The organism is Klebsiella oxytoca NBRC 105695 (assembly GCF_001598695.1).
Lineage (GTDB): Bacteria > Pseudomonadota > Gammaproteobacteria > Enterobacterales > Enterobacteriaceae > Klebsiella > Klebsiella oxytoca.
Genome location: NZ_BCZK01000002.1, coordinates 277569 through 302891, shown reverse-complemented (window position 1 = coordinate 302891; position 25323 = coordinate 277569). Strand labels below are relative to the sequence as shown.

At 52.7% G+C, this 25323-nt stretch carries 23 protein-coding genes, 1 other RNA gene and 2 pseudogenes; 10 read left to right on the top strand and 16 right to left on the bottom strand.

Translation table 11 applies throughout. The annotated features are described in order from the left end of the window. Positions 1-164: 164 nt before the first annotated feature. Positions 165-1436, top strand: a complete 1272-nt coding sequence (locus tag KO1_RS05050) for a maltoporin (RefSeq protein WP_004099631.1) — start codon at positions 165-167, stop codon at positions 1434-1436. A gap of 122 nt (positions 1437-1558) precedes the next feature. On the opposite strand, the gene KO1_RS05045 is transcribed toward KO1_RS05050, so the two are convergent. The 6 genes from KO1_RS05045 to KO1_RS05020 form a co-directional block, all read right to left on the bottom strand. Further along, the gene (locus tag KO1_RS05045) at positions 1559-1873 is read right to left on the bottom strand and encodes a PTS sugar transporter subunit IIB (RefSeq protein ID WP_004099629.1); all 315 of its coding nucleotides are present in this window, start codon (positions 1871-1873) and stop codon (positions 1559-1561) included. 65 nt (positions 1874-1938) lie between these two features. Further along, positions 1939-3996, bottom strand: coding sequence for a beta-galactosidase (locus KO1_RS05040; protein ID WP_064406850.1), 2058 nt, complete (start codon positions 3994-3996; stop codon positions 1939-1941). A 31-nt stretch (positions 3997-4027) separates the two neighbouring features. Beyond that, the gene (locus KO1_RS05035; protein WP_004099623.1) at positions 4028-5230 is read right to left on the bottom strand and encodes a glycoside hydrolase family 53 protein; all 1203 of its coding nucleotides are present in this window, start codon (positions 5228-5230) and stop codon (positions 4028-4030) included. A 4-nt stretch (positions 5231-5234) separates the two neighbouring features. Further along, positions 5235-6086 (bottom strand): sugar ABC transporter permease, encoded by an 852-nt coding sequence (locus KO1_RS05030; protein ID WP_024273851.1) that lies wholly within the window; start codon positions 6084-6086, stop codon positions 5235-5237. Between the two features lie 10 nt (positions 6087-6096). Next, positions 6097-7404: a carbohydrate ABC transporter permease gene (locus KO1_RS05025; protein WP_004099614.1), complete on the bottom strand. Its 1308-nt coding sequence runs from the start codon at positions 7402-7404 to the stop codon at positions 6097-6099. Between the two features lie 55 nt (positions 7405-7459). Further along, positions 7460-8692, bottom strand: coding sequence for a maltodextrin ABC transporter substrate-binding protein (locus KO1_RS05020; protein WP_004099612.1), 1233 nt, complete (start codon positions 8690-8692; stop codon positions 7460-7462). 353 nt (positions 8693-9045) lie between these two features. Here KO1_RS05020 and KO1_RS05015 point away from each other — a divergent pair, with 353 nt between their 5' ends. Further along, positions 9046-10155, top strand: a complete 1110-nt coding sequence (locus tag KO1_RS05015; protein ID WP_004099610.1) for an ABC transporter ATP-binding protein — start codon at positions 9046-9048, stop codon at positions 10153-10155. 249 nt (positions 10156-10404) lie between these two features. Further along, a complete protein-coding gene (gene pdeB / locus KO1_RS05010; RefSeq protein ID WP_023320455.1) occupies positions 10405-11991 on the top strand; it encodes a cyclic di-3',5'-guanosine monophosphate phosphodiesterase PdeB in 1587 nt (528 codons plus the stop codon). Between the two features lie 2 nt (positions 11992-11993). On the opposite strand, the gene KO1_RS05005 is transcribed toward pdeB, so the two are convergent. Then, positions 11994-12266 (bottom strand): metal/formaldehyde-sensitive transcriptional repressor, encoded by a 273-nt coding sequence (locus KO1_RS05005; RefSeq protein WP_004099606.1) that lies wholly within the window; start codon positions 12264-12266, stop codon positions 11994-11996. A 166-nt stretch (positions 12267-12432) separates the two neighbouring features. On the opposite strand from KO1_RS05005, the gene KO1_RS05000 reads away from it, so the two are divergent. Continuing rightward, positions 12433-13287: a nickel/cobalt efflux protein RcnA gene (locus KO1_RS05000; RefSeq protein ID WP_024273849.1), complete on the top strand. Its 855-nt coding sequence runs from the start codon at positions 12433-12435 to the stop codon at positions 13285-13287. Positions 13288-13333: 46 nt separating this feature from the next. Here the strand turns inward: KO1_RS05000 and KO1_RS04995 are convergent, their stop codons facing one another. Together KO1_RS04995 and yczE are read right to left on the bottom strand one after the other, a co-directional pair. Next, positions 13334-13687 carry a DUF1428 domain-containing protein gene (locus KO1_RS04995; protein WP_016808691.1) on the bottom strand — a complete coding sequence of 118 codons (354 nt, stop codon included), beginning with the start codon at positions 13685-13687 and terminating at the stop codon, positions 13334-13336. 93 nt (positions 13688-13780) lie between these two features. Next, the gene (gene yczE, locus KO1_RS04990) at positions 13781-14395 is read right to left on the bottom strand and encodes a membrane protein YczE (RefSeq protein WP_004099600.1); all 615 of its coding nucleotides are present in this window, start codon (positions 14393-14395) and stop codon (positions 13781-13783) included. Positions 14396-14482: 87 nt separating this feature from the next. Between yczE and yczR the strand changes: the two genes are divergently transcribed. Then, positions 14483-15910 (top strand): MocR-like transcription factor YczR, encoded by a 1428-nt coding sequence (gene yczR, locus KO1_RS04985; RefSeq protein WP_023320453.1) that lies wholly within the window; start codon positions 14483-14485, stop codon positions 15908-15910. A gap of 133 nt (positions 15911-16043) precedes the next feature. Here the strand turns inward: yczR and KO1_RS04980 are convergent, their stop codons facing one another. The 3 genes from KO1_RS04980 to ffs all read right to left on the bottom strand — a co-directional run bounded on the left by KO1_RS04980 (position 16044) and on the right by ffs (position 16924). Next, positions 16044-16259 (bottom strand): hypothetical protein, encoded by a 216-nt coding sequence (locus KO1_RS04980; RefSeq protein ID WP_004099598.1) that lies wholly within the window; start codon positions 16257-16259, stop codon positions 16044-16046. After that, positions 16256-16513 (bottom strand): hypothetical protein, encoded by a 258-nt coding sequence (locus KO1_RS04975; RefSeq protein WP_004099591.1) that lies wholly within the window; start codon positions 16511-16513, stop codon positions 16256-16258. The genes KO1_RS04980 and KO1_RS04975 overlap by 4 nt, the downstream gene beginning before the upstream one ends. A 314-nt stretch (positions 16514-16827) precedes the next feature. After that, positions 16828-16924: signal recognition particle sRNA small type (gene ffs / locus KO1_RS04970), an RNA gene on the bottom strand. A 255-nt stretch (positions 16925-17179) separates the two neighbouring features. Between ffs and KO1_RS04965 the strand changes: the two are divergent. Then, positions 17180-17585 (top strand): annotated as a pseudogene (locus KO1_RS04965) (dTDP-glucose pyrophosphorylase). A 65-nt stretch (positions 17586-17650) separates the two neighbouring features. Then, positions 17651-17962 carry an MGMT family protein gene (locus KO1_RS04960; RefSeq protein WP_004099584.1) on the top strand — a complete coding sequence of 104 codons (312 nt, stop codon included), beginning with the start codon at positions 17651-17653 and terminating at the stop codon, positions 17960-17962. Between the two features lie 39 nt (positions 17963-18001). Here the strand turns inward: KO1_RS04960 and KO1_RS04955 are convergent, their stop codons facing one another. Beyond that, on the bottom strand, positions 18002-18511 hold the full coding sequence (locus KO1_RS04955) for a YbaY family lipoprotein (protein ID WP_004099583.1): 510 nt from the start codon (positions 18509-18511) through the stop codon (positions 18002-18004). 529 nt (positions 18512-19040) lie between these two features. Between KO1_RS04955 and tesB the strand changes: the two genes are divergently transcribed. Continuing rightward, the gene (gene tesB, locus KO1_RS04950) at positions 19041-19916 is read left to right on the top strand and encodes an acyl-CoA thioesterase II (RefSeq protein ID WP_004099582.1); all 876 of its coding nucleotides are present in this window, start codon (positions 19041-19043) and stop codon (positions 19914-19916) included. A gap of 43 nt (positions 19917-19959) precedes the next feature. Here tesB and KO1_RS04945 read toward each other — a convergent pair whose 3' ends face one another. Beyond that, positions 19960-20886, bottom strand: a complete 927-nt coding sequence (locus KO1_RS04945) for a LysR substrate-binding domain-containing protein (RefSeq protein ID WP_004099580.1) — start codon at positions 20884-20886, stop codon at positions 19960-19962. Positions 20887-21057: 171 nt separating this feature from the next. On the opposite strand from KO1_RS04945, the gene KO1_RS04940 reads away from it, so the two are divergent. Together KO1_RS04940 and KO1_RS04935 are read left to right on the top strand one after the other, a co-directional pair. Further along, positions 21058-22542 carry a UbiD family decarboxylase gene (locus tag KO1_RS04940; protein ID WP_024273848.1) on the top strand — a complete coding sequence of 495 codons (1485 nt, stop codon included), beginning with the start codon at positions 21058-21060 and terminating at the stop codon, positions 22540-22542. 108 nt (positions 22543-22650) lie between these two features. Then, a pseudogene (locus KO1_RS04935) lies at positions 22651-23391 on the top strand (DUF554 domain-containing protein). Positions 23392-23446: 55 nt separating this feature from the next. Here KO1_RS04935 and amtB read toward each other — a convergent pair. After that, a complete protein-coding gene (gene amtB, locus KO1_RS04930; RefSeq protein ID WP_004099575.1) occupies positions 23447-24733 on the bottom strand; it encodes an ammonium transporter AmtB in 1287 nt (428 codons plus the stop codon). Between the two features lie 33 nt (positions 24734-24766). Next, positions 24767-25105 (bottom strand): P-II family nitrogen regulator, encoded by a 339-nt coding sequence (glnK, locus tag KO1_RS04925; RefSeq protein ID WP_004099573.1) that lies wholly within the window; start codon positions 25103-25105, stop codon positions 24767-24769. Positions 25106-25323 lie beyond the last annotated feature (218 nt).

The following is a 25323-nucleotide window of genomic DNA, read 5'->3' as shown; positions in this document are numbered from 1 at the left end:
TCACAATACTACAAATTGTGAATGGACTCACTTTGCGTAACAAAACCCGCCTTTTTATTTGCAGTTAATCACACTATGGCGATCATTCAATTGCCTGATTTCAGGTTTAGGCATTTTATGACATCGGTTATGTGAACGTAATACAAAACAATAAGAGGATAGACATGAACACTACGCTGCGCACACTTTCCGTTGCGTTGGCCGCTGCGCTGATTTCACCATCCGTGTTTGCTGCTTCCGCCACCCTCCCGGGTATCGACTTTCATGGCTATATGCGCGCCGGGGTTGGGGTCTCCGGCGACGGTAGCCAGGCCGAATGGCAAAAAAATAAAATTGGCCGTCTGGGTAACGAATCTGATACCTACGGCGAGCTGGAGCTGGGATCGGAGGTCTACAAGAAGAATGACGTTAGCTTCTACCTCGATAGTATGGTCAGCATGGTATCTGACGGCTCAAACGATAATGAAACCACGCTTGATGACGATGCGCAGTTCGGCCTGCGGCAGCTAAACCTGCAAATTAAAGGTCTGATCCCCGGCGATCCAAATGCAGTCATCTGGGGCGGCAAACGCTACTATCAGCGCCACGATCTGCACATTATCGATACGAAATACTGGAATATTTCCGGATCCGGCGCCGGGATCGAAAACTATACGCTCGGTCCGGGCGCCGTTTCATTTGCCTGGATCCGCGGGGATGCCAATGACGTCGACTACCGCGTCGATGGCGATAGCAACGTCAATATTAACTATCTTGATTTGCGCTATGCGGGCTGGAAGCCGTGGGCCGGATCCTGGACCGAATTTGGTATCGACTACGCGATGCCGAATACCACTAAAAAGCAGGATACCTACGGCGGACTCTATGATGCTGAAAACGGCGTCATGCTAACCGGTGAAATCAGCCAGGATATGCTGGGCGGTTACAACAAAACGGTTCTGCAATACGCAAACAAAGGACTGGCGCAGAACATGGTGTCCCAGGGGGGCGGCTGGTATGACATGTGGAACTACGTCAATGACGCCACCGGCTACCGCGTTATCAATACCGGTTTAATTCCGATTACTGAAAAGTTCTCTATTAACCACGTCCTGACCTGGGGCTCCGCGGATAACATCACCGATTACACGGATAAAACACGCATGCTGTCGCTGGTGGCGCGCGGGCAGTATCAGTTCACCGAATATGTGCGCCTGATTGGCGAAGTGGGCGGCTTCTACCAAAAAGATAGCTACAAAAATAATACCGATTACAAACAAGCCGGTGAGAAATACACCATTGCGCTGGGCCTGGCCGATGGACCTGACTTTATGTCGCGCCCGGAACTACGAATTTTCGCTTCATACCTGAATGATTCCGAAAATGGTAAGCCGTTCGAAGATCGGACCGCCAATAATACATGGAACTTTGGTGTACAGGTCGAAGCCTGGTGGTAATAGCCGTTTAACTGTTTTATCGCCAACTGTAAAGTTGTTAATTACCCTCCGGTAATGATTATTGCCATTGAATGCCTGTTATATTTTCGGGATAACTCATTATTGCGTTATCCCGTTTTATTTTATTTCCGGCTGGCAAAGTGCTCATCAAGTAATTGCCGTAAAGCATCCGACTGCTTACCGAAAATAGCATGCACCTGCTGCCCCAGGATAATAACCCCAAGCGCTCCCTGCTGCTGTAAGGCCTGAGAATCAACTATCGATAGATTATTCACCGTGACGCGTAAGCGGGTAATGCAGGCGTCAACGTTAATAATATTGCCTTCACCACCAAACGCCTGAATTAAATAATCAATCTGTTGTTGCTCCGCATGACTTAAAGGTACCGCCGCACGAGGCTGCGAGAAGTAATTCAGAAAGGATTTTAAACTCACCATACCAGACTCCTGATTAGCAGATAAAAAAACGCCTGCTCGCAGGAGCAGGCGCGGGGAGAGAAAAATTACGCGCGACGACTGAGGATACGGCAATCCCATGCATTTAAGACCAGCGGCGTATTCAGCGCCGTACCGGTGAGACAGTCCAGATAGCCTTGCGGCAAAACCACGCTATGCTGCTGCGCGCTGTAGTTTTGCAGGAAAACGTAGGCGGTTTCACCGTCCGTGCGTGCGGTCGCTACTACGCCCGGCGGGAAATCAGCCTCAACCGCGCGCGGCAGAGAGAGTTCTTTCATCAGGCTGCAGAAGAAGTCCCGCTGGAAGGCCAGATCGTTGCGCGACGCAACGTGCCATGCCTTGCCATTACCAAAGTGATTGACGGTGACCGCCGGTCTTCCTGCATAAAAATCATCGCGATAGGTAGCCAGCGGCTGCGCGCTTTCAGCATGAATCAGTTCACACAAATGGCGTACCTGGTACGGCCCCTGCAAGCCAGCTTCATTACCCGCCAGCCCCTGTACCAGGTTGCGTTCGCCGTCGTTCAGGCAGTCAATTTCTTCCGCCCAAATGCCCAGCAGTTTACGCAGCGGGCCCGGGAAACCGCCGAGATGGCAGAGGTCGGACTCGTTCACTATCCCTGTCCAGTATGTTGTAACTAAATGACCGCCGTTAGCCACAAACGCTTCGGCGCGTTCGGCAAATCCCTCACGAACCATATACAGCATTGGCGCAATGACCAGTTGATAAGGACTCAGGTCAACGTCAGCATCGATAACATCAACCGCAATCCCCTGCTCCCAGAACTGACGGTAATGTTCGTTGACGGTATTTTCATACTCCATGCCGAGATTACGCGGCCCCTGAGCATCATCCAGCGCCCAGCGATTTTGCTGATCGAAGATAATCGCCACTTTCGCATCCGTCCGGCAGCCCACGACGCCAGGCAGCTGGCTTAACATCTCGCCGAGCTTCGTCACTTCGCGGCCCACGCGCGTATCCAGATGACCGACATGATCGATAATCGCGCCATGGAACTTCTCCACCGAACCGCGGCTTTTACGCCACTGAAAATACTGCACCGAATCCGCGCCGTGCGCCACCGCCTGCAAAGAGGAGAGAATATGCATTCCCGGCTTCTTAAGCTTACTGGTTGGCTGCCAGTTAGTCGCACTGGGAGTGGATTCCATTAATACAAACGGCTTACCGCCCTTCAGGCTGCGCATCATGTCGTGATACATCGCGGTATAGCAGGCCAGCGTGGTTTCATCTCTATCGCGATGCCACATGGGGTAGCTGTCCCACGAGATAAAGTCCAGCGTCTGCGCCAGCTGCCAGTAGTCGTAATCGTAGAAATACTCCATGAAGTTGGTGGTCACCGGCAGTTCGGCATTCGCCGCTTTCAGCGGAGCAATCTCATGGCGGCAGAAGTCGGTCACCTGGGCGGTATTAAAGCGATGCCAGTCAAGGTTGAGACCATGAATTGAGACTTCTCCCTGCGGCGCCGGAGATTCGATCTGCGACCAGTCGCTATAGGTGTGGCTCCAGAAGGTACTCCACCAGGCGTGATTGAGATTATCCAGCGTTTCATAGCGCGCTTTCAGCCAGTCGCGGAAACGCTCCTGACACAGGCTACAGTGACACTCCCCGCCGTATTCGTTGGAGATATGCCAGCCCAGCACCGCCGGATGCTGCGCGTAACGTTCCGCCAGCAGGGTATTAATCTTCAGGGTTTTCTCACGATAGACCGGCGACGACATACAGTGGTTATGCCGTCCGCCGTGCAGGGCTGGCACCCGATCGCGACCAACGCGCAGCACCTCAGGATATTTCTGCGACATCCACGCCGGGCGCGCACCGCTTGGCGTAGCAAGAAAGACATGAATTCCGGCGGTATACAGTTTTTCCAGAATACTGTCCAACCAGCCAAACTCAAATACGCCCTCCTGAGGTTCAAGCTTCGCCCAGCTGAATATCCCTACCGACATCACATTGCATTTTGCCTGCTGCATCATGGCAATATCTTTGTCGATAATATCCGGATAATTCTCCCATTGCTCCGGGTTATAGTCGGCGCCATGCAATAGCGTATTAACCTTCGGACTCAAAGGCGCAAATTTTTTCATAATAAACATCCTGAAGTGTAAAACTGAATAATTAATTAAATACCTTCATCGACGGCAATGCTTTTCCCTGGCAATCAAACAGCGCCTGATTTTCCCGGGCATTACCCTCTTTCCACTCATCGTGGATATATTTCATTCCGGCAGGCGTCGCCCAGGTATTTCCCGGCACGGCAATCCACGTCGGCTCCCAATAAAAAATACCTTTACCGCGATGCTGCGGAACATCGGCAACGGCCTGCATTAAGTCGTGAATATAATTATATTGTCCCTGGACGGTGGCGGGGTAACCACCATCTTTTTCTTCTTTCGCCTGGAAGCTATTTTCCGCATTGTCGCAGTTATCCAGGGTATAAGCGTAAGCGGCCTCCACCACTATCACGTCTTTGTTATAGCGTTGGCTGATATCGTCCATATTGGCTTTCAGCGCGCTAATCGGGCCATTCCAGTAGGTGTACATCGACAAACCAATGATGTCGTAAGGGACGTTACGCTTGCTGATTTCATCAAACCACCAGCGGAAGGTGTCGTTTTTCGTGCCTTCGGCCAGATGAAGCATAATTTTAACCTGCTCACCGCCGGTGAGATTTTCCTTCAGTCCATCGATGGCGGCATTCAGCAGCCCAGCAAGACGATCGAACTCGCCGCCGCCCTGCCCCCAGCTTTTACCTTCCGGCCACAGCATACCGCCGTTGATTTCGTTGCCGATCTGCACCATATCCGGCAGCACGCCCTCCTGCTTAAAGCGGGCAATCGTGTCGCGGGTATAATCGTGGATCGTGGTTTTCAGCTGCGGATAGTCCAGCTTCTCCCAGGCTTTCGGTTTGAACTGCTTACCCGGATCGGTCCAGAAATCGCTGTAGTGGAAATCAAGCAGCAGCTTCATCCCCTGCGCTTTTGCCCGCTTCGCCAGCGCCAGCGTCGTCGCCAGATCGTTATCGCCGCCGCCGTAGCGCTGGCCTTTAGCATCTTTGGGATCCACCCACAGGCGCAGACGAACGTAGTTCACGCCATCGGCCTTGAGGATCGCGATCGGATCCTGCTGCTGATTGTTGTGATTAAAGAACTTCGCGCCGTGTTTTTCCGCATCCAGCAGCGTAGAGATATCCGCGCCTTTAATAAAATCAGCGGGCATATTGCTAAACGCCTGCGTTTGCAGCGCATCTGCCGCCAGCGTACCGGCGGAAAAACAGCATGCCAGAGAAACAGCAAGCCACGCGGGTGTTAATCTTTTCATGGGGTTATCCTTTTGTACTGCCTGAGGTGAGGCCGGAAACAAAGTATTTTTGTAGCGCCAGATAGAGAATCGCCACCGGGACGGCAATCAATACCGCTCCCGCCGCGTAGGTGGTGTAGCTGGCGCCCATCTTCTGTGCGACCAGGTTATACAGGCCAATCGGCAGCGTGTACTTATCCGGGGTACGCAATATGGTGCTGGAGAGAATGAAATCCCCCAGCGGACCGGTAAATGAAAACAGCGCCACCACCGCCAGAATAGGCTTCGACAACGGCATAATGATCTCGAAAAAGATACGGAAGCTGCTGGCACCATCCATCCGCGCGGATTCATCCAGATCTTTGGGGATCGCGTCCAGATACCCCTTCATGAGCCAGGTATTCATCGGGATCATGCCGCCCACGTAGATCAGTACCAGCGCCAGATGACTGTTGATTAGCCCCAGCAGCTGAGAAAGGACAAAGATCGCAATCAGCGCCGAGAACTGCGGAATCATCTGCAACAGCAGGAACAGCATCAGTCCGTTCTGCCGCCCTTTGAAACGAAAGCGGGAGAACGCATAGGCGGTGAAGCTCACGCTGACTAGGGTCAGAAGCATGGTCATGAAGCTGATTTTCATCGAGTTCCAGTACCAGGTGAGATAATTCACATTGCCGTTGAACAAATCCGCGTAATGCTGGAACGACAGGTTTTCAGGAATAATCGACGTACTCAGCAGACTGTTCCCGGCGTTCAGCGACGCCCCTACCGTCCAGACCAGCGGGTAAATAATGATCGTCGAGACAAAGATGACCACCAGCCAGGTGAGTGACAGGCGAATCCACTTTTCGCGTTTAATACTCGGTGATTTAGCCATGTTGCTTCCCTTACGCCATATCGTCATTTTTAAAGGATTTTGTGGCGCGGAACTGCCACAACGCCAGGCCGACGACGAAAATCGATAGCAGGATCGTAATAGTGGCCGCGATAGCGTATTGCGAAGACGACATGGTGAGTTTGTAGATCCACGACACCAGAATATCCGTACCGCCGGCATTCGACCCCGCCACCGCAGGCCCGCCGTTGTTGAACAGATAGATGATATTGAAGTTATTAAAATTGAAGGTGTACTGAGTAATAATAATTGGCGCAATCGAGTACAGCACCAGCGGCAGAGTAATGGTCCGCAGCCGGGTAAACGCGCTGGCGCCATCCATCGTGGCCGCTTCATAGAGATCGTCCGGAATCGCCTGCAGTACGCCGGTGGTCATGGCGAAAACAAACGGGAAGCCCAGCCAGGTTTGCATCATGATCAGCGCCGTCTTAGTCCAGAACGGGTCGGTCAGCCAGGCCTTCGGACTGATGCCGAAGAAAGACAAAATGGCGTTGTTAATGACCCCGAATGAATCATTGAACATCCCGGCAAAAACCAGAATCGTCACAAACCCCGGCACCGCCCACGGCAGAATAAAAATCGTGCGGATCATTGGCTTGAAACGCAAATCCTTCTGGTTAACCAGAATCGCCAGCAACACACCAACGGTGCATTGCAGGGTTGTCGCCAGCAGCGTCCACACCACCGTCCACTGCAGGACATCAAAAAAGGTCGAGCGCCAGATGGATAATGTGAAGATGTTGATGAAGTTTTTGAACCCCACCCAATCGACCAGCTTCGCGGGCGGCGTGTGGTAAAGGTTGTAGTTAGTAAAGGCGATCGCAAAGCCAAACAGAATCGGGAAGATGACCACAAACACCAGCAGAATAAAGCCCGGCGTAATCATCAAATAGGGAAAACCGTCGCTGAGCAGCATCTGATATTGCTTGCGTACGCTGTTCAGCGCCATACCCTCATCGCGCTTTTTACCGTTAATCCAGGCATCGCGCAGCGAGAGGAAATAGACTAACAAACCAAAAGCGATAATCAGCACGCTGATTATTCCTTCCGCCAGCAGGAAGATAGAGTTATCCCGCGGGACTTCTTCGCCTAAGGTGTATAACCCCCACAGGCCTTCGCTGAGAAAGTCATAGAAAATGCTCATAAAACTGCTCAGCAGCACCAGGAAGACAATCCCCTTCAACCACTGGCGGTGATAAAACTGACCAAAACCCGGCACGATAGCCAGCAGCAGGCCGCACCACGCGTGGCGTCCTGCGCCACGCGCTTCGGCAATATTTTCGCTGGGATTGATAATCACACACGACTCCTTCTGAAAACGGGAGGGCCTCCTCCCGTTCTGTTACTTCACCTGATTACTGATTGCTGGCCTGCATGGCTTCGATCTGCATCTTGATCTGCTTCTCGGCGTTATCCAGCGCCGCCTTCGGCTCCTGTTTATCGGTCAGGCTCAGCTCCAGGGCTGCGTTCGCCGGGCCCCATACCTCCCCCATTTCCGGTATTCCTGGCATTGCCGTCGCCCGTGCTGACTGCACCGCCACCGCGCTGGCCTTCTCGTCATTCTTAATCAGCGGATCGTCAATCATTGCCTTCAGCGGCGGGATTTCGCCGGTCGCCACATAGCGTGCTTTCACATACTGAGGCTGGTTAATAAACTCAATAAACTGCTGCGCCAGCGCTTTATCTTTACTCCACGTCGAAACCACGTAGCCCTTCACGCCGAGGAAGGAGCTCATCGGTTTGCCGTCCGGCAGCGTCGGCAGAGGCGCAACACCATAATTAATGCCTGCCGCTTCGTATGGCTGGAAAGCCCACGGGCCGTTAATCACCGCCGCCGCTTTCTTCTCGGTGAACAGGGAATCGATGGCGTTCAACCCGTTGTCACCGAGGATCCCTGCCGGGAAAACCTTATCGGTATAGAATTTTTTCAGGAAAGTGACTGCTTCCACTGCGCCGGGTTTGTTGAGACCGACATCCTGCGGGTTGAAGCCCCCTTTATCGTTTTTGCCAAAGATATAGCCGCCCATTGGACCGATAGCGCCCCAGCTGTAATAAATCTGGTCGAACTTCGCCAGCAGACCGTATTTCCCCTCTTCGCGCTGCTTCTTCGAATAGTCGAACCACGCCTGCAGGCTATCCAGCGGCTGGTCGATCAGATCTTTGTTGTAAATCAGTACCAGGGTTTCCACCGCTTTAGGTACGCCGTAAAGCACGTTATCCATATGGAAAGCGCTGATTGACGCAGGCGTAAACGCCTCCTGCTTCTCCTGATCCAGAGTCAATGGAGATAGCAATCCCTGGACAACCGCTCCGCCTAGCTGATCATTAGGGATCACCAGGACATCCGGGCCGATGCCCGCCGGACCATCAAGACGCAGCTTTTCCAGCTGTTGGGCGTACGGCATCTCCTGCACGTTCACCTTAACGTTGAACTGCTTTTCAAAATCACCGACTGCGGCTTTGATGCCGGCGGATTTTTTGATGTCTTCCCAAACGTTGAGCTGCCCGGCCGCGTGCGCCTGCAGGCTCGTTAGCTGCCCGGCAGCCAGAGTGGTAAGGATCAGTGCAGCAAGAGTGTTCTTTTTCATTATCAACCTCATGTGAAGGTATAACAATTTAATGGTTTTTATTAAGTAATGTGACTTCAGCAAATCTCTTAGCAAGTTGATTAACGGCAGTTCATAAACAAAACATCCGTCATGTTTGATTTGTTATACGCTACGCTTTGAAGGCTGATAAAACTACTGGAAGCTACTCGTTGTGTGATCATCATTGCAGAAATGAAACATCGTTGTATGGCGCTAAAACCGTGGAAGTTATAGTCGCTGCATGATTTTAGTGTCGTTGAGCATCGTTCGGCTGAATTGTTACACGTTATACAAATTCCGCATCGCAGCCCAAATCCCAACGGCAAAAATGGCTAACAATCCGGGGAGTGTTGATGTCCAATATACGACTGAGGAATGTCACCAAACGGTTCGGCAGTACGGTGACGCTGCATCAGGTAAATCTTGATATTGAAGATGGTGAATTTGCGGTGTTCGTCGGCCCGTCCGGCTGCGGTAAATCGACGCTACTGAGGATGATTGCCGGTCTTGAAGAGGTCAGCGAAGGTGAAGTGCTAATTGGCGATGAGGTGATGAATGATGTCGTTCCTGCCCATCGCGGCGTCGCTATGGTATTCCAGTCCTATGCGCTCTATCCGCATATGACGGTGGCGGAAAATATGGGCTATGGCCTGAAAGTGAACAAAGTACCAAAAGATGAAATTCGCCGTCAGGTTGAAATGGTGGCGAAAACGCTGCAGCTCTCTCATCTGCTGGATCGTAAGCCTAAGCAACTTTCTGGCGGTCAACGTCAGCGCGTTGCCATCGGCCGCGCTATTGTACGTAATCCACGGGTGTTTATGTTTGATGAACCCCTTTCTAACCTCGATGCCGAACTGCGCGTTGAGATGCGCCTGCATATCGCCAAACTCCATCACGAGCTCAAAACGACCATGGTTTATGTTACTCATGACCAGGTTGAAGCGATGACTCTCGCCGATAAAATCGTGGTGATGAACTACGGCAAAGTTGAGCAGATGGGATCGCCGATGTCGCTGTATTACAACCCGGTGAATAAATTCGTCGCGGGATTTATCGGTTCGCCGAAAATGAACTTCCTTCCCGCGACGGTTACCGCATGGCAGCCGGGCCAGCTTAGCGTGAAGATGGCGCAAGATCATAATCTGACGCTCAATATCACCACCTCACCGCTGCAGCCCGGCGCTGCCGTCACCCTCGGTATTCGTCCTGAACATCTCTCTACCGATGTGAATATCGGTACCGTGGTTGAGTTTCAATGTGAAGTGGTCGAGAGACTGGGTAATAACACCTATCTATTTGGCCAGTGCTACGGCCACGATAACGTCAAAATTCTGCTGCCAGGCGACGTTCACTTTCGCCCCTGGCAGAAAATCAGCGTTGCCTTCGACGATCGCTACTGCATGGTGTTCGACGAAAACGACCTGCGGATTAGCGCCGACATCGCCGCGCCGGATGCCCACTAAACGCAACATCTGGCTGTCATGATTGCGCTTTAGAATATGAACCTGTGCTGGCGATGCTTATTGGCCGCCAGCATACCAGCCCTCGTTTTTCTCCGCGCCGTTTACAGCTTCGGGCGTCGCGGATCATCCACTGTTAGCCCGAATTCGCTGCTCTCTCGCGGTTCGGGCCTTTTTATCCCGTTTACCTAATCGTCCTTTTTATCTTTCGCGTATACTCATCGCACCCCTTAATAAATTTAGGAAATGCTCATGACGACCCGGCATCAGGTGAGCCTGGTTACAGGGGTACTGATACTGGCCATTATTTTGCCGGTGGCGCTGAGTATTTGGTTGGCAATGCAGCAGGCCAAAGCGCAGTTTTATACCGGACTGGACAACTTTTCCGTTCGGGTACTGGCTCGCGTTCAGCAGGTAGCCGATCAGGCAAGAGAGGCGCTGAACGAAGCGGATGCCGATACCGCCGCGACCTGCAGTCCGCAGCATCTGCTTAATATGCGGCGGATTGCCTACACCCACCGCTACGTGCAGGAAGTGTTGTGGTTACATGGAGGTATTCCGCAATGCTCTTCTCTTGAAGATCATCGGGTATCAGTAACGTTTCCTGCTCCCGACCATATTACTGCCGACGGCTATCGTACCTGGCTCACCTCGGTTAGCGATCTCGGGCTACAGCATAAAATGACGGCAATGGGCAGCGAACATCATGTGGTGATGATCGATCCGGTTTCATTTATTGATGTGATTCCGTCAGGCCAGGAAGAGATTCACACTCTCTTGTTTGGCACGAAGCGCGATCAAATTATCATCAGCAGTAAACCGCTCGAGGCCGCCGCCTGGGAGCACATCAAGCGTCTGGATGTCGAAACCTTGACGCTTGATAGCACCGTTTATCGCCTCCGCCGCATCCCTGAACTAGGGCTGGCGATCGCGGCCTGGTCATCAACATTACCGCTACAGCAAAAATTACATCAACAGCTAATGCTGTGGTTGCCGATTGGTTTATGCACCAGCCTGCTGGCCTCATTCCTGCTTCTTCGCCTGCTGCGAAGGCTGCGCTCTCCGCGTTACGGGATGCTGGACGCGCTGAACTCCAATGCTATACAGGTCTATTATCAGCCTATTATTTCGCTACAGACTGGCAAAATCGCCGGCGCGGAAGCACTTGCCCGCTGGAGGCAGCCTGACGGTAGTTATTTATCGCCGGATATTTTTATCCCGCTTGCCGAACAGACCCGGCTGATAACCCGGTTAACCGAAGATATCGTGCGGAAAATTTTCGCCGATCTCGGAACCTGGCTGCGCCAGCGCCCGGAAGTGCATATTTCGATCAATTTATCTGTCGATGATTTGCGTTCGCCAACGCTGCCGATACTCCTGCAGGAGCAGCTCCAGCACTGGGGTATCAGCGCTCAGCAGATCATCCTTGAAATTACCGAGCGCGGCTTCGTTGACCCGCAAACCACTCTGCCCGTCATCGCCGGCTATCGTCAGGCCGGACACCGTATATCAATTGATGACTTCGGCACCGGCTACTCCAGCCTGAGCTATTTACAAAAACTGGACGTCGACACTCTGAAAATCGATAAATCGTTTGTCGATACGTTGGAGTACAAACCGCTGACGCCGCATATTATTGAAATGGCGAAAGCGCTTAATCTGGCGACCGTCGCCGAAGGCGTCGAAACCGAAAGCCAGCGCGACTGGCTGCGCGTTCACGGCGTGCAGTACGCCCAGGGTTGGCTTTATAGCAAAGCGCTGCCAAAGGAGAAATTTATCCTGTGGGCTGAAAACAACCTGAAAGCGTATTCAACGCCGCCTGCGAAAAATACCTACTGAGCCTATTTCAGATAAGATTTAATCACCTGCATGACCACTTCAAGGTCAGCTTCACGCTGGCCTTCTTCCGGCTCTTTGACGACATGATCCGTTAAATGCCCCTGAATAACCTGCATCATCATGCCGTTTACCGCACCGCGAATGGCGGCCAGCTGCTGGAGAACCTCTGCGCATTCATGTTCGCGGTTGAGCATTTTTTCCAGCGCAGCGCTCTGCCCCTGAATTTTCTTCAGTCGTGTCAATAACATCTTCTTGTGACGAACAGTATGTGACATTACGCGCTCCACTCTTTGATGACTCGATCGTTTCTATTAACGACCCCCGTATGTAACAAGGCCAGCATACCATGCTCTACTCCCCGGGAGTATTTTTCTACCAGGGGGTAGTATTTATATACTAGGGGGGAGTAGCATGAGATCACTTTTGGCAAGGGACCACGTTATGAACGATTTCACTTCACTGCTGCAACAGGGGAATGCCTGGCTATTCATTCCCAGCGCGATCCTGCTCGGCGCGCTGCACGGTCTGGAGCCCGGACACTCGAAAACCATGATGGCGGCATTTATTGTGGCAGTGCGCGGAACGTTGAAGCAGGCTGTACTACTGGGGCTAGCGGCGACGGTATCGCATACGGCCGTGGTCTGGCTGGTAGCGATGGCAGGCCTGTGGTTTGGCCGCGGTTGGGATGCGCAAACGTCAGAACCCTGGTTTCAGCTGATCTCAGGGATCCTTATTGTGCTGATTGCCTGCTGGATGCTGCGGCGTACCTGGCTCGAATCTCGTACACACCAACGCGATCGTGATCATAACCATAACCATAACCATAACCATAACCACGACCACCATCATGCACACCATCATGCACACCATCATCCGCATCAACACCATCCTCACGCGCATCCGCTGGTGGCCACCGCAGAGTGGCAGGACGCCCATCAGCGCGCGCATGCGGAGGAGATCAACCGCCGCTTTAACGGACAGCGGGTCACCACCGGACAGATCGTTTTGTTTGGGCTGACGGGCGGGCTAATCCCCTGCCCGGCATCAATTACCGTATTGCTTATTTGCCTCCAGTTGAAAAAGGTTTCGCTGGGAGCCACGCTGGTGCTGAGTTTTAGCGTTGGGCTGGCGCTCACCTTAGTGGCTTCAGGCGCAATTGCCGCCCTGAGCCTGAAGCACGTCGCCAACCGCTGGCCGGGACTAAACGATCTCTCACGGAAAGCGCCGTGGATTTCCGGTGCGCTGATTATTGTGGTGGGTTGCTATATGCTGCTGCACGGCTGGCGTAATCTGTAGGGCTTCTATCGCCATCCCCACCGACTATGGGGATGGCAAAGATGAATTACTCATCGAGGAGCGGGGAAAACCCGCCGTATATCATTCGTTTTCCATCAAATGGCATATTTTCGCCAAACTCTTTCATCCGCGGGTCAGCCATCATTTTAGCGTTGGCGGCATCGCGCGCCTCTTTAGAGGGGTATTCAATCCAGCTGAATACCACCTCCTCATTATCTTCAGCTTTTACCGCCAGACGAAAATCGGTCAGCTTGCCATCCGGGACATCATCCGCCCAGCACTCGACCACGCGTATGGCGCCAAACTCTTTAAATAGCGGCAGCGCCTTTGCCGCCATCGCACGGTATGCCTCCTTATTTTCCGCCGGTACGGCAACAACAAAACCATCAACGTACTTCATGAGTATGCTCTCCGAAGTGAACAGTACCGCCGGACAATCCGGCCGTATCTGCAGTGATAAGTTTAGTCTCCAGCGCGGATAGCAGGCTTAATATCAGGAGATGGCCTCGCCCGGTTTCGCCAGCGCCTTACGTGCAGCCGACTGATGAAACCACGGCAGGCAGAGCTGAATCAACGGCCCAATGGTTATCGCATAGAGTACGGTTCCCACGCCAAATTTGCCGCCCATCATCCAGCCAATCAGCAGAACGGAAAGTTCAATCGCCGTGCGAATGCCGCGCAGCGACCATCCGGTACGTGCATGCAGTCCGGTCATCAGCCCATCGCGCGGACCAGGGCCGAAACCTGCGCCAATATACATTCCCGTCGCCAGCGCATTCAGTACGATAGCCCCGGCCAACAGCAGGCTACGCGCCACCAGCGATTCTAACGGCGGCAGGATAGCCAGAGTGGCGTTTGCCGCCAGGCCCAGCACAATCACATTGCTTACCGTGCCCAGCCCCGGCATTTGTCGTAGCGGGATCCACAGCAGCAGCACCGCCGCGCCCGTCAGAATCATCACCGTTCCGAAATCAAGATTGAACTGGTTGCCGATCCCCAGATGAAAAACATCCCACGGATCGGCCCCCAGATTGGCATGAACAAACAGCGCGGTCGACACGCCGTACAGGACCAGACCAATATAAAGTTGCAGCAAGCGACGTACCATTTTCCACCTCAGGACAATTGCGATTCCCCTCATCATCAGTAAAAATGGATTGATAATTAATGGCCAGTTTTAAAAAAGTGGATTGCTATGTCATCTCGTCGCTTTGGTTCACAATCGCTGGTGCGCCTGCTCGGTCACTGGCAGGAATCCGGTTCCCGCATGCCGCTCTGGCGTCAGCTGGCGGAAGCGCTGCGCCTGCTGATTCTCGATGGCCGCCTTGCGCTGGAAACCCGTTTGCCCGGCGAACGGGAGCTGGCGGCGGCGCTGAATATCAGCCGTACTACGGTTGCCAGCGCGCTTGGACAGCTACGGGAAGAAGGCTATCTCTACAGCCGTCAGGGAAGCGGTTCGCGGATCGCTTTGCCGGAGCGGACGGTGGAGATCAAGACCAATAAACCGGACTCGCCGTCGGTCAATCTGGCCGTCGCCGCGCTCAGCGCCGGGCCTGAAATTCATCAGGCTTTCAGCCAGGCCCTGAAAATCATGCCGCAGCACTTAGCCAATACCGGTTACGATCAGCAGGGTCTGCCGCTTCTGCGTGAAGCGATCGCCCACCGCTATAGCGAACGCGGCCTGCCAACCCGAAGCGATGAAGTAATGATTGTTAACGGGGCACTTAGCGGTCTGGCATTGGTTTTGCGCTTATTTACCGGGCCCGGCGATCGGGTGGTGGTGGATGCGCCGACTTATCCTATGGCGATTAGCGCGATTCAGGGAGCATCATGCCGCCCGGTCAGCGTGGCGTTACCGCAGCAGGGATGGGACTGCGACGGTTTAGCGGCGACAATTGCCCAAACGGCGCCGCGGCTGGCATGGCTGATGCCGGACTTTCATAACCCTACCGGTCGCTGTATGGATAGCCCCACGCGCCAGCGGGTAGCAGACATCGCCGCGCAAACCCGCACCACGCTGGTAGTAGATGAAACGATGGTCGACCTATGGTACGACGCCCCGCCGCCACCACCTTTAGCATCGTATAACCCTGATGCTCCGGTGATAACCATCGGCTCTGCGGGAAAAAGCTTCTGGGGCGGTTTGCGCATAGGTTGGATCCGCGCATCCTCGCGCACCATTGCATCTCTGGTTCAGGCGCGGGACTCCCTCGATCTCGGCTCCCCGCTGCTGGAGCAGCTGGCCTGCTGTTGGCTGCTGGAGAATGAGAAAATGCTGTTGCCGTCGCGGCGCGCCATGCTGGCAACCCGTCGGGATATGTGCGGCGCGCTGATGGCGGAGTATTTTCCCCACTGGCGCTTCACGCCGCCGGAAGGAGGACTCTCTTTTTGGGTTGAGTTACCCGGGATGCTGGCAACGCTGTTTTCCGTTCGCGCGGAAAGCCGGGGAATTCACATCGGAACAGGAACGCGATTTGGCCTGGCGGGCGCCTTTGACCGCTATTTACGCTTACCGTTTACGCTTGCGGATGATGAACTACGTCACGCTTTTAATATATTGCAGCCGTTATGGCATAGTCTTACGGAGCAGAAAGAGAGCTTCCGCCCACGGAAAATTATTTAATAAAATATCGACGGGCTGGAGCCAGCCCGTCAAAAGCCATCATCCGTGATGCATATGAGATGTTTTTATAAAATTGCGCTTCAAGTTTGTCTTCGTGTCGTGTCAGTCCGATGACAAAAATGAAATATTTTCATTAATGCTGTCGCGGAATCGGAAAACCTTTAAGGGAAATAATAAAACCGTCTTCGTCTTTTTTAATTTTTGCGCCCGTATCACACCAGTCGGAGGCAATGCGAAAGAACTCATCACTACCGATATTCCAGTTCAGGCGTACATGCTTCACATAGCCGGAACGCAGCATGGCGCACGCTTCGCTATAGTTGCTGGCTGTAGAGAGTTGTTGTTTCATTTTTTCTTCTTCAGGAGTTTACGTAATGCTTTGATTTCTTTAGGGGTTAATGGAGATGCTTCCTCTTCGGTGTGCTGGCTATCAATATCTTCTTCCGAAACCCCCGCCTCGTCTGCTGATTCCGCTACCTGGAAGGCCAGCAGCAGCAGTTTCTCCGTAGCTGTTCCTAAATTTTCGTTATTTTCTTCCGCATACTGACGCAGCTTTTCTTTTAACTCACTATCAATTTTGACGTTCAGAACCACAGTAGTCATAGTCACGCTTCCCGTGAAATATAATCATCATATAACTAATACACGAACTTAACATGCTGATCCAGAGATATATTTTTGGCTTATATCTAACAACAGTTTCCCATCAGTAATCTGCACCTGATATATGACATTAAGATGACAATAATATTTCACTTAAATTTCAAATTTATGACGTAGTGAATTTTTAGCATAAAAAAATGGAGTTTTAGAAACGAAATAAATTCACACTTTAATTAAGGATATTAACCATGAAGGGGATATGAAGCAGCTGATTTGTGCGAATCGCGCCAGGGACACGCTGAAATGGGTGGGGGCCCTGCCAGCTACATCCCGGCACACACGTCGTCTGCTCTGGCTGCTTCCTTCCGGACCTGACCTGGTAAACAGAGTAGCGTTGCGGGAGAACCAACAGAGCCCCCATTGAGAGCGCTAGTTACCTAACGCGCTGGCGCATTATCCCTGCTGAATCCTTGAATTGCAAGCCACCGCCGATCGGGTGCTGGTTTATTGCGCAAAGTCGCGTCTCCACAGGCTTTTCACGATAAATGATCCCGCGCCCCTCAAGAGATTGCGAGCATACTCTCAGCAAAAACCCCTTCCGGCAGCCATAATGTGGATTATTCACCGCCCCTTTTATCATCAAGGCACTATCTCAACGGAATATGAATGAGTGAATCACCGCGTTCATCACCACCCTGACAATGCCGCCCATTCCTGAAGTGTCTGTGCCCTTCCACGGTTTACATTTTTTGCGTCCGGGACTGCTCATTGATTTTGTCACGATTAGCGCTAATCAGCTGCTGGCCGTCCCCCCGGTTGCGCTGCTTTACTCAACCGTTGACGTCCTTCAGCACGCTGAATTACGTAAACTTCCCATCGAAGCCAGCGGTCTCGTGGTGTATCCGATATAAACCCTTAAGCTCCCGGCCATGCGCGCCAAACTGATGATTAACGCCCAGTCTGAACGCCCGAAGTTTCTTGAAGCCCTGCTAACCATACGCCGCATGAAAATGTTCATGGTATGCAGGTGCTGGGTCTGACGCTGGAATTCACCGTAGTCAACCCGGCTTAATCCACCCGCTGTACAGCCCATGATGTAACGCTTATTCTGAACTTTTACCGGCAACAGGACCTTCCATGGATTCTCACGATACTTTTCCGCAGCGCGTCTGGCAAATTGTCGCCTCAATACCAGAAGGATGCGTGGCGACCTACGGCGACGTTGCTCAGCTGGCGGGTTCACCGCGCGCGGCGCGTCAGGTTGGTGGGGTATTAAAACGTCTACCGGAAGGTTCCACTCTCCCCTGGCATAGGGTGGTCAACCGTCACGGCGATATCTCTCTCACCGGGCCGGACCTGCAGCGTCAACGCCAGGCGCTATTAGCGGAGGGAGTCCAGGTGTCAGGCAGTGGGCATATTGATCTACAGCACTACCGCTGGATTTATTGAAGACAAAAAAATGCCCCTGGGAAGGGGCATGATGTGGAGTTACTGCACGGGCGGAACGTTGTTGTTCGCCACCGGTACCGCCGTTTGTTGGACCGGCACCAGCACCAGATCGGCACGGTTGCCGCCCTGGTTAATCACCGTCTGTACGGTATCGGTAATGAACATCAGCTGACCGTTAACGGTAATCGCCGCGCTGAGAAGAATGCGGGCATTAGGCTGGATTTGCGCCTGGTTATAGGGCAGAACAAAATTAAACGGCGCCTGCTTCCCTTCGGTCCTGACCGCTTTTTGCGCCAGCACATGCGCCGGCGCATCGGCCAGCGACGCATCCGACAGAGTTACGGTCAATACTGCGTCCGGCGGTAACGCCACGCGCTGGCGAATATTGATAGTCCCGGATACGTTAGGCTGCTGCTGCGAGGAGCTTAGTGAAGCAATGCCATAAGGATCGGGCGCCGCCTGGTTCGCTGCATTGCTGTTGTGATTATTCGCACAGGCAGACAACGTAGCCGCTACGGCTATAGCACTTAACATATAGGCAAATTTCATTCTTTTCTCCTTTCATCCCTTTGAGCATGTTCGACCGCAATGCAATGCGGCGAAACATTTTCACCATGAATAAGTGTGGCACAGTTCTCAATTTTCGCCCGGAAAAGCGCCATATTCAGATTATTACTGCCTGCAACGTCCCGGCAGCAAAAGTGATACGGTGAGCATAATGCCGCTATCTGGGGATCCTCTGTCGGCCGGAAACAGGGGTTATTACCACCTGCCGGAAGCAGCTAAAAGCAAATGAATCATCTCGTCTGGCGCGTAGCCTCGGCTCACAAGAGTGAAGATGGCGCCTCTTCCCCGTTTACGGGTTGACCGCCACGAAAGCTCGCGCGGGGTTCTGAAACCAACAGGCGATGAATAGTTGCAACCATCCATAACTAACAATCCCGCAGCCTGGGAGATTTACGTCGGAAAAAACGTCCCTATTCAGTTTATTGCACCCATCGGACCACTTACGATTCCAGGTTATACTTTGCCTCAATAACGCGCTGCGCAAGGCAGTCATCATTGATTGAGGGTAATTATGAGTCAGGCATTAACCAATCTGCTGGCATTGTTAAATCTGGAAAAAATCGAAGAGGGATTGTTCCGCGGGCAGAGCGAGGATCTGGGATTACGTCAGGTCTTTGGCGGCCAGGTGGTCGGTCAGGCACTATATGCGGCAAAGGAGACCGTCCCCGCAGAACGCCTGATCCATTCGTTTCACAGCTACTTCCTGCGTCCCGGCGACAGCCAGAAACCCATCATCTATGATGTTGAAGTCCTGCGTGACGGCAATAGCTTCAGCGCCCGCCGGGTGGCGGCGATTCAGAACGGGAAGCCGATTTTCTACATGACCGCCTCATTTCAGGCGCCAGAACCCGGCTACGAACATCAGAAAACCATGCCAGCAGCCCCCGCGCCGGATGCGCTGCCCTCTGAAACGGACATCGCCCGCAAGCTGGCCCATCTGCTGCCGCCGCAGGTCAAAGAGAAATTTCTTTGCGATAAGCCGCTGGAGATTCGCCCGGTTGAATTCCACAACCCGCTGAAAGGTCACGTTGCAGAACCGACGCGTCAGGTCTGGATCCGCGCCAACGGCGCTGTACCGGAAGATCTGCGCATCCATCAGTCTCTACTGGGCTACGCTTCTGACTTCAATTTCCTGCCCGTTGCGCTGCAGCCGCACGGCGTCGGTTTTCTGGAACCGGGAATGCAGGTGGCCACCATCGATCACTCAATGTGGTTCCATCGCCCGTTCAACATCAACGACTGGTTGCTTTACAGCGTAGAAAGCACCTCCGCCTCCAGCGCGCGCGGTTTTGTCCGCGGCGAGTTCTATACGCAGGACGGTACGCTGGTGGCGTCGACAGTACAGGAAGGTGTCATGCGTAACCGAAGCCTTTTCCCAGCAAAATAGGCGCTTCCGCCGGTAAGCGCCAGGCTTAGCGTAAACCGCCAGCTTACTGGTCCGCCGTACATTGCGCTGACTGGTACTGCTGGCGGCCGGTAAGGTCCCGGGTATAGTTTATAAATCCGCGTAAAAGGTTATTTTGAGTATGCCGCCGCCAGCACAAGGTTAAGGTGGTTGTTGCATACGCTTCTTCCAGCAGACAGTAGCTCACGTCCGGCATGAGTACAGAGCTCTGCGTTTCAGGCACCAGCGCAACGCCCATGCCCATTGACACTAAACCGATAGCTACCGAAACATCACGCGTATACTGAATTTTCTGAGGAGTGAACCCGGCCTCCCGGCAGGCGCTAACCGCCGACCAGCCTAGCCCTACGCCGTAGGGATCCTTTTGCACAAAAAATTGCTCTTCGCGCAGCGATGCCAGAGAAATTTTTCGGCGATTGCCCAGTTCATGATTACGCGGCAAGACGGCAATAAGTGAACGAGTAGCGATATTCATATATTCCAGCTGTTCATATTGCGGTATCGGTGAGCGAACAAAAGCAATATCCAACCGTTTATCCAATAATAATGTTAATAAATCATGTGCGTTATGTTCTTCAATTATCAGATCGGTCTCGGGTTTCTTATATCGGTAATTTTTTATTAACAAAGTTAATGCCGGATCGAGAATAGATGAGCCAACATAACCCACTTTTAACTGCCCTTGATGCCCGCGACGCAAACTGTTTACACTTTCAAGAAACCTGTCGCAGTGGCCCAGAATAATCCGCGCTTCGTCAAGCAAAAATAGTCCCTCCGCGGTCAGTGAAACATGACGCCGATCGCGAACAAACAGCATTATGCCGAGCGCGTTCTCAAAGTTTTTAATCTGCTGCGTGAGCGCAGGCTGCGTCACGTTCAGCCTCAACGCCGCCTGCCCAAAATGCAGCTCTTCAGCCAGAACCACAAAGGCATGTAGTTGCCGATAATCCATAGCGTCCTCCTTGAAGTCACTAATAATAGGTCCTTATTAAAACAATAGGTAATGTTATTGGACTCTTATTTCTATTTATCGAAAATTAAGCCTGTCACGATGATTAAAAATCAGGGTCGGCGCTATATAGCCGCCGCTATCATCGTTTAGTAATACTTAAAGGAGAATTTAATGGTTAAGGAACAGCAAAAAGTGACCGATCTGCGTTCCGCATTGGCTGTATTAAGCCACTACGATGATGAACTGATCTATACCGATGAACCCGTTGATCCAATCGCAGAATTATCTGGCGTATATCGCTACGTCGGCGCACATGGCACCGTTCAGCGCCCCACACGAGTTGGCCCGGCCATGATTTTTAACAAAGTCAAAGGATACGATGATGTCAAAGTCTTGATCGGCTTGCTTTGCTCGCGCAAGCGCGTCGCCCGCCTTTTTGGCACCACGCCTGAAAACCTGGCTTTTATGCTTAAAGATTCCGTCGCCAATCCTATTGCGCCGATTGTTATTCCACGCGACCAGGCCGTATGTCAGGAAGTTATCCACCTGGCGACCGATCCTGACTTTGATATCCTGAAAATCTTGCCCGCGCCAACTAATACCCCGGAAGATGCTGGCCCGTACTTTACGCTGGGCATGTGCTACGCCGCCGATCCAGAAACTGGCGAGCATGACGTCACGATCCATCGCTTGTGCGTCCAGAGCAAAGATGAAATCTCAATGTATTTCGTTCCGGGACGCCACCTTGATACTTTTCGCCAGAAAGCGGAAGCCGCCGGAAAAGCCCTGCCTATCTCCATTAGTATTGGCGTCGATCCGGCAATTGAAATCGGTGCCTGCTTCGAGCCCCCGACAACGCCTTTAGGTTTTGACGAGCTATCAATTGCCGGTATCTTGCGCAACCAGGCAGTAGAACTCACCGATTGTGTCAGCGTGAATGCACTGGCTATCGCTAATGCCGAAGTCGTCATCGAAGGCGAGCTCTTGCCTGACGTAAGGGTCCGTGAAGATCAGAACACTGATACAGGTAAAGCCATGCCAGAGTTTCCTGGCTATACCGGCAGCGCCCAGGCGCAGGTGCCGGTCATCAAAGTCAAAGCCATTACTCATCGCCGTCATCCAATCCTGCAAACCTGCATCGGGCCAAGCGATGAGCACACCAATCTGGCCGGTATCCCAACGGAAGCCAGTATTTTACAAATGGTTGAAAAGGCACTGCCCGGCTTCGTGCAGAACGTTCATTGCCCCTCGCCGGGCACGGGCAAGTATCTCGCCGTTTTACAGGTAAAAAAACGCGGACCAGCAGATGAGGGCAGGCAGCGTCAAGCCGCACTTCTCGCATTTTCAGCTTTCTCAGAATTGAAGCATGTCATGTTGGTTGATGAGGATGTGGATGTATTTGATATTAACGATGTGATGTGGGCAATGACAACGCGTTACCAGGGGGATGTCAGTACTATTTTTATTCCCGGAGTACGCTGTCACCCGCTCGATCCTTCATCCGACCCAGCATTCAGCCCGTCAATACTCGGCCACGGAATCGCCTGTAAAACAATTTTTGACTGTACCGTTCCCTGGAACCTGAAAGAGAATTTTCAGCGCAGCAAATTCCTTGAAGTGGATGTCAATCGCTTTATTCCCGGCTTCAAAAAATAGTCGCTCACTTTTGGCAGGTTCGCAATCCGCAAAACCTGCCGGAAAGTGAGTGCGTTTGCGGTCCGACAACAGCAAGCGATATTTAGCAAATACTAACAAGGAAAAACAATGATTGGGCCAATCATTAACTCTACTTCAACGCTTATCGGCGGGATCGTCGGCGGCTTAATTGGGGATCGATTAAGTGATAAATTCCGTACCGCGCTGCCTCTGACTTTTGGCGCAGCCTCCATGGGAATGGGGATTACGGTTATTATCAAATTACATGCACTACCCGTTGTTGTCGCCTAGTTACTCTTCGGCGCAATTATCGGTGAAATATTTTCTATCGAGAGAAACATTGGCCGTGGCGCATCAAAACTACGTTTTATCATTGATAAAATTGCCCCACAGAAAAGCGGCAGCACGTTATCGCAAGAGGAGTATCTCGACAAATTCGTTGGAATTCTGGTGCTCTTCGTGGCTTCGGGAACGGGCATCTTTGGCGCTATGCAGGAAGGAATAACCGGCGACATATCGATACTGTTAACTAAATCATTTCTCGATATCCTGACTGCCGGTATTTTTGCCACCCTGCTTGGTCTTTCGGTCGCCACTATCGCGATCCCGCAATTTATCGTCCAAATGATTCTGCTCTTAATCGGGCAATCAATAATGCCAATGCTAACGCCTGATATGGTTGCTGATTTCTCCGGGTTAGGCGGATTTATTATGTTTGTGACGGGTTTGAGAATTTGCGGTATTAAATCATTCCCGGTCGCCAATTTACTGCCAGGTCTGATCATCGTCATGCCCCTCTCCTGGCTTTGGGTCTCAACGCTATTGCCCTGGATCCAATCGATTAGCTAACCATGCAAAAAGCGGAGCCTGGCTCCGCTTTTACGATTAACAAGGTAACGATGAATCAGGCGTTGTAGGCGTTTTCGCCGTGGCTGTTGACGTCCAGACCTTCACGCTCTTGATCTTCCGGTACGCGCAGGCCAACGGTCATATCGGCGACTTTGTAACCAATAAAGGCGACCACGCCGGACCAGACGATGGTGATACCGATACTTTCCAGCTGTACCAGAACCTGGTGGCCCATGGTCACGCCTTCCGCATAACCGACGCCGCCCAGAGAAGTCGCGGCGAAGATACCGGTCAGGATGCATCCGACGATACCGCAGACACCGTGGACGCCAAACACATCGCACGGGTCATCAACGCGCAGCCAGCGCTTCAGTACGGTGACACCCCACAGACCCGCCAGACCCGCGGCAATCCCCACGATCAGAGACCCGCCGACGCCGATGTAACCACAGGCCGGAGTGATGCCGACCAGACCGGCAATCGCCCCTGAACAGGCGCCCAGCAGAGACGGCTTGCCGCGGGTTGCCCACTCGCCGAAGGTCCACGCCAGGATAGCCGCCGCTGTGGCAACCACGGTGTTAACGAAAGCCAGACCGGCAATTTCGTTCGCCGCGCTGGCTGAACCCGCGTTAAAGCCAAACCAGCCAACGTAGAGGATAGCGGTGCCGGTGAATACCATCGGCAGATTATGCGGTTTGAACGCTTCTTTACCAAAGCCCACGCGTTTACCCATCATATAAGCGCCCACCAGCCCGGCAACCGCGGCGTTAATGTGTACAACCGTTCCGCCGGCGAAATCAAGCGCGCCGTGGGTAGCCAGCAGACCACCGCCCCATACCATATGGGCGATCGGGATATAAGAAAGCGTCATCCATACCACAACAAAAATCAGTACCGCTGAGAAACGAATACGTTCCGCCAGCGCGCCGACGATCAGGCCGACGGTGATACAGGCAAACGAGCCCTGGAAGGCAACGTGGATGTATTGATAGAAGCTGCCCATCAGCGCTTTCAGCTCAATATTCTTCAGCAGCACCCAGTCGAAGTTGCCGAAGAAGCTGCCGCCGGTACCGAAAGCCAGCGTGTAGCCATAAACCACCCACAGCACGCAGACCAGTGCAAAGGTGACGATAACCTGCGTCAGCATGGAAAGAACGTTTTTACCGCGGATTAGCCCGCCGTAGAACAGCGCGATGCCCGGAATGGTCATAAACAGCACCAGCGCGGTGCAAATCATCATAAAGGCGTTGTCGGCTTTATCCGCTACCGCCGGTGCGGCCATCGCCAGCCCCGGAAGAAGAGCCAGCGCTCCCAGACCTGTCTTCATTGTTGCTATCTTCATTGTTTCGTTCCCCATCACTGTGTGGTCTGAAAGTTACAGTGCCGCTTCGTCAGATTCGCCGGTACGGATGCGAATGACGCGCTGCAGCTCGGCGACAAAAATTTTGCCGTCGCCAATCTTTCCGGTGTAAGCCGCTTTACTGATGACATCGACGACTTCATCCAGCTGATCGTCGGCAATCGCGACGTCAATCTTCACTTTCGGCAGAAAATTGACGCTATATTCGGCGCCGCGATAGAGCTCCGCGTGGCCTTTCTGACGGCCGAACCCTTTAACCTCAGTGACCGTCAGGCCCTGAATCCCCATTGAAGATAATGCTTCACGCACGTCTTCCAGTTTGAATGGTTTGATTACCACGGTAACCAGCTTCATAAGTCCCCTCCAGTCAGAATTCGGTAATGGCCGCAGCTAACACGAATCTAATAAAGCAAGGGCTATGCCAGAAATGAAAAAGGGCCGCCAGGCGGCCCTTTTTGAGGAGGAAAAAGAAGAATCAGGCGGAAACGAAGCGGAAAAAAGCCGCTTTAGCCTTAAAATGCACCATTTCAGTGCGCATTCTGTGACGTTTTTGCACCACCGGAAACCGCAAA

Excerpts from the sequence above, each read along its gene's own strand:
- KO1_RS05050 (WP_004099631.1), top strand. The coding sequence starts at position 165 with ATGAACACTACGCTGCGCACACTTTCCGTTGCGTTGGCCGCTGCGCTG.
- KO1_RS05045 (WP_004099629.1), bottom strand. The coding sequence starts at position 1,873 with ATGGTGAGTTTAAAATCCTTTCTGAATTACTTCTCGCAGCCTCGTGCG.
- KO1_RS05040 (WP_064406850.1), bottom strand. The coding sequence starts at position 3,996 with ATGAAAAAATTTGCGCCTTTGAGTCCGAAGGTTAATACGCTATTGCAT.
- KO1_RS05035 (WP_004099623.1), bottom strand. The coding sequence starts at position 5,230 with ATGAAAAGATTAACACCCGCGTGGCTTGCTGTTTCTCTGGCATGCTGT.
- KO1_RS05030 (WP_024273851.1), bottom strand. The coding sequence starts at position 6,086 with ATGGCTAAATCACCGAGTATTAAACGCGAAAAGTGGATTCGCCTGTCA.
- KO1_RS05020 (WP_004099612.1), bottom strand. The coding sequence starts at position 8,692 with ATGAAAAAGAACACTCTTGCTGCACTGATCCTTACCACTCTGGCTGCC.
- KO1_RS05015 (WP_004099610.1), top strand. The coding sequence starts at position 9,046 with ATGTCCAATATACGACTGAGGAATGTCACCAAACGGTTCGGCAGTACG.
- pdeB (WP_023320455.1), top strand. The coding sequence starts at position 10,405 with ATGACGACCCGGCATCAGGTGAGCCTGGTTACAGGGGTACTGATACTG.
- KO1_RS05005 (WP_004099606.1), bottom strand. The coding sequence starts at position 12,266 with ATGTCACATACTGTTCGTCACAAGAAGATGTTATTGACACGACTGAAG.
- KO1_RS05000 (WP_024273849.1), top strand. The coding sequence starts at position 12,433 with ATGAACGATTTCACTTCACTGCTGCAACAGGGGAATGCCTGGCTATTC.
- KO1_RS04995 (WP_016808691.1), bottom strand. The coding sequence starts at position 13,687 with ATGAAGTACGTTGATGGTTTTGTTGTTGCCGTACCGGCGGAAAATAAG.
- yczE (WP_004099600.1), bottom strand. The coding sequence starts at position 14,395 with ATGGTACGTCGCTTGCTGCAACTTTATATTGGTCTGGTCCTGTACGGC.
- yczR (WP_023320453.1), top strand. The coding sequence starts at position 14,483 with ATGTCATCTCGTCGCTTTGGTTCACAATCGCTGGTGCGCCTGCTCGGT.
- KO1_RS04980 (WP_004099598.1), bottom strand. The coding sequence starts at position 16,259 with ATGAAACAACAACTCTCTACAGCCAGCAACTATAGCGAAGCGTGCGCC.
- KO1_RS04975 (WP_004099591.1), bottom strand. The coding sequence starts at position 16,513 with ATGACTACTGTGGTTCTGAACGTCAAAATTGATAGTGAGTTAAAAGAA.
- KO1_RS04960 (WP_004099584.1), top strand. The coding sequence starts at position 17,651 with ATGGATTCTCACGATACTTTTCCGCAGCGCGTCTGGCAAATTGTCGCC.
- KO1_RS04955 (WP_004099583.1), bottom strand. The coding sequence starts at position 18,511 with ATGAAATTTGCCTATATGTTAAGTGCTATAGCCGTAGCGGCTACGTTG.
- tesB (WP_004099582.1), top strand. The coding sequence starts at position 19,041 with ATGAGTCAGGCATTAACCAATCTGCTGGCATTGTTAAATCTGGAAAAA.
- KO1_RS04945 (WP_004099580.1), bottom strand. The coding sequence starts at position 20,886 with ATGGATTATCGGCAACTACATGCCTTTGTGGTTCTGGCTGAAGAGCTG.
- KO1_RS04940 (WP_024273848.1), top strand. The coding sequence starts at position 21,058 with ATGGTTAAGGAACAGCAAAAAGTGACCGATCTGCGTTCCGCATTGGCT.
- amtB (WP_004099575.1), bottom strand. The coding sequence starts at position 24,733 with ATGAAGATAGCAACAATGAAGACAGGTCTGGGAGCGCTGGCTCTTCTT.
- glnK (WP_004099573.1), bottom strand. The coding sequence starts at position 25,105 with ATGAAGCTGGTTACCGTGGTAATCAAACCATTCAAACTGGAAGACGTG.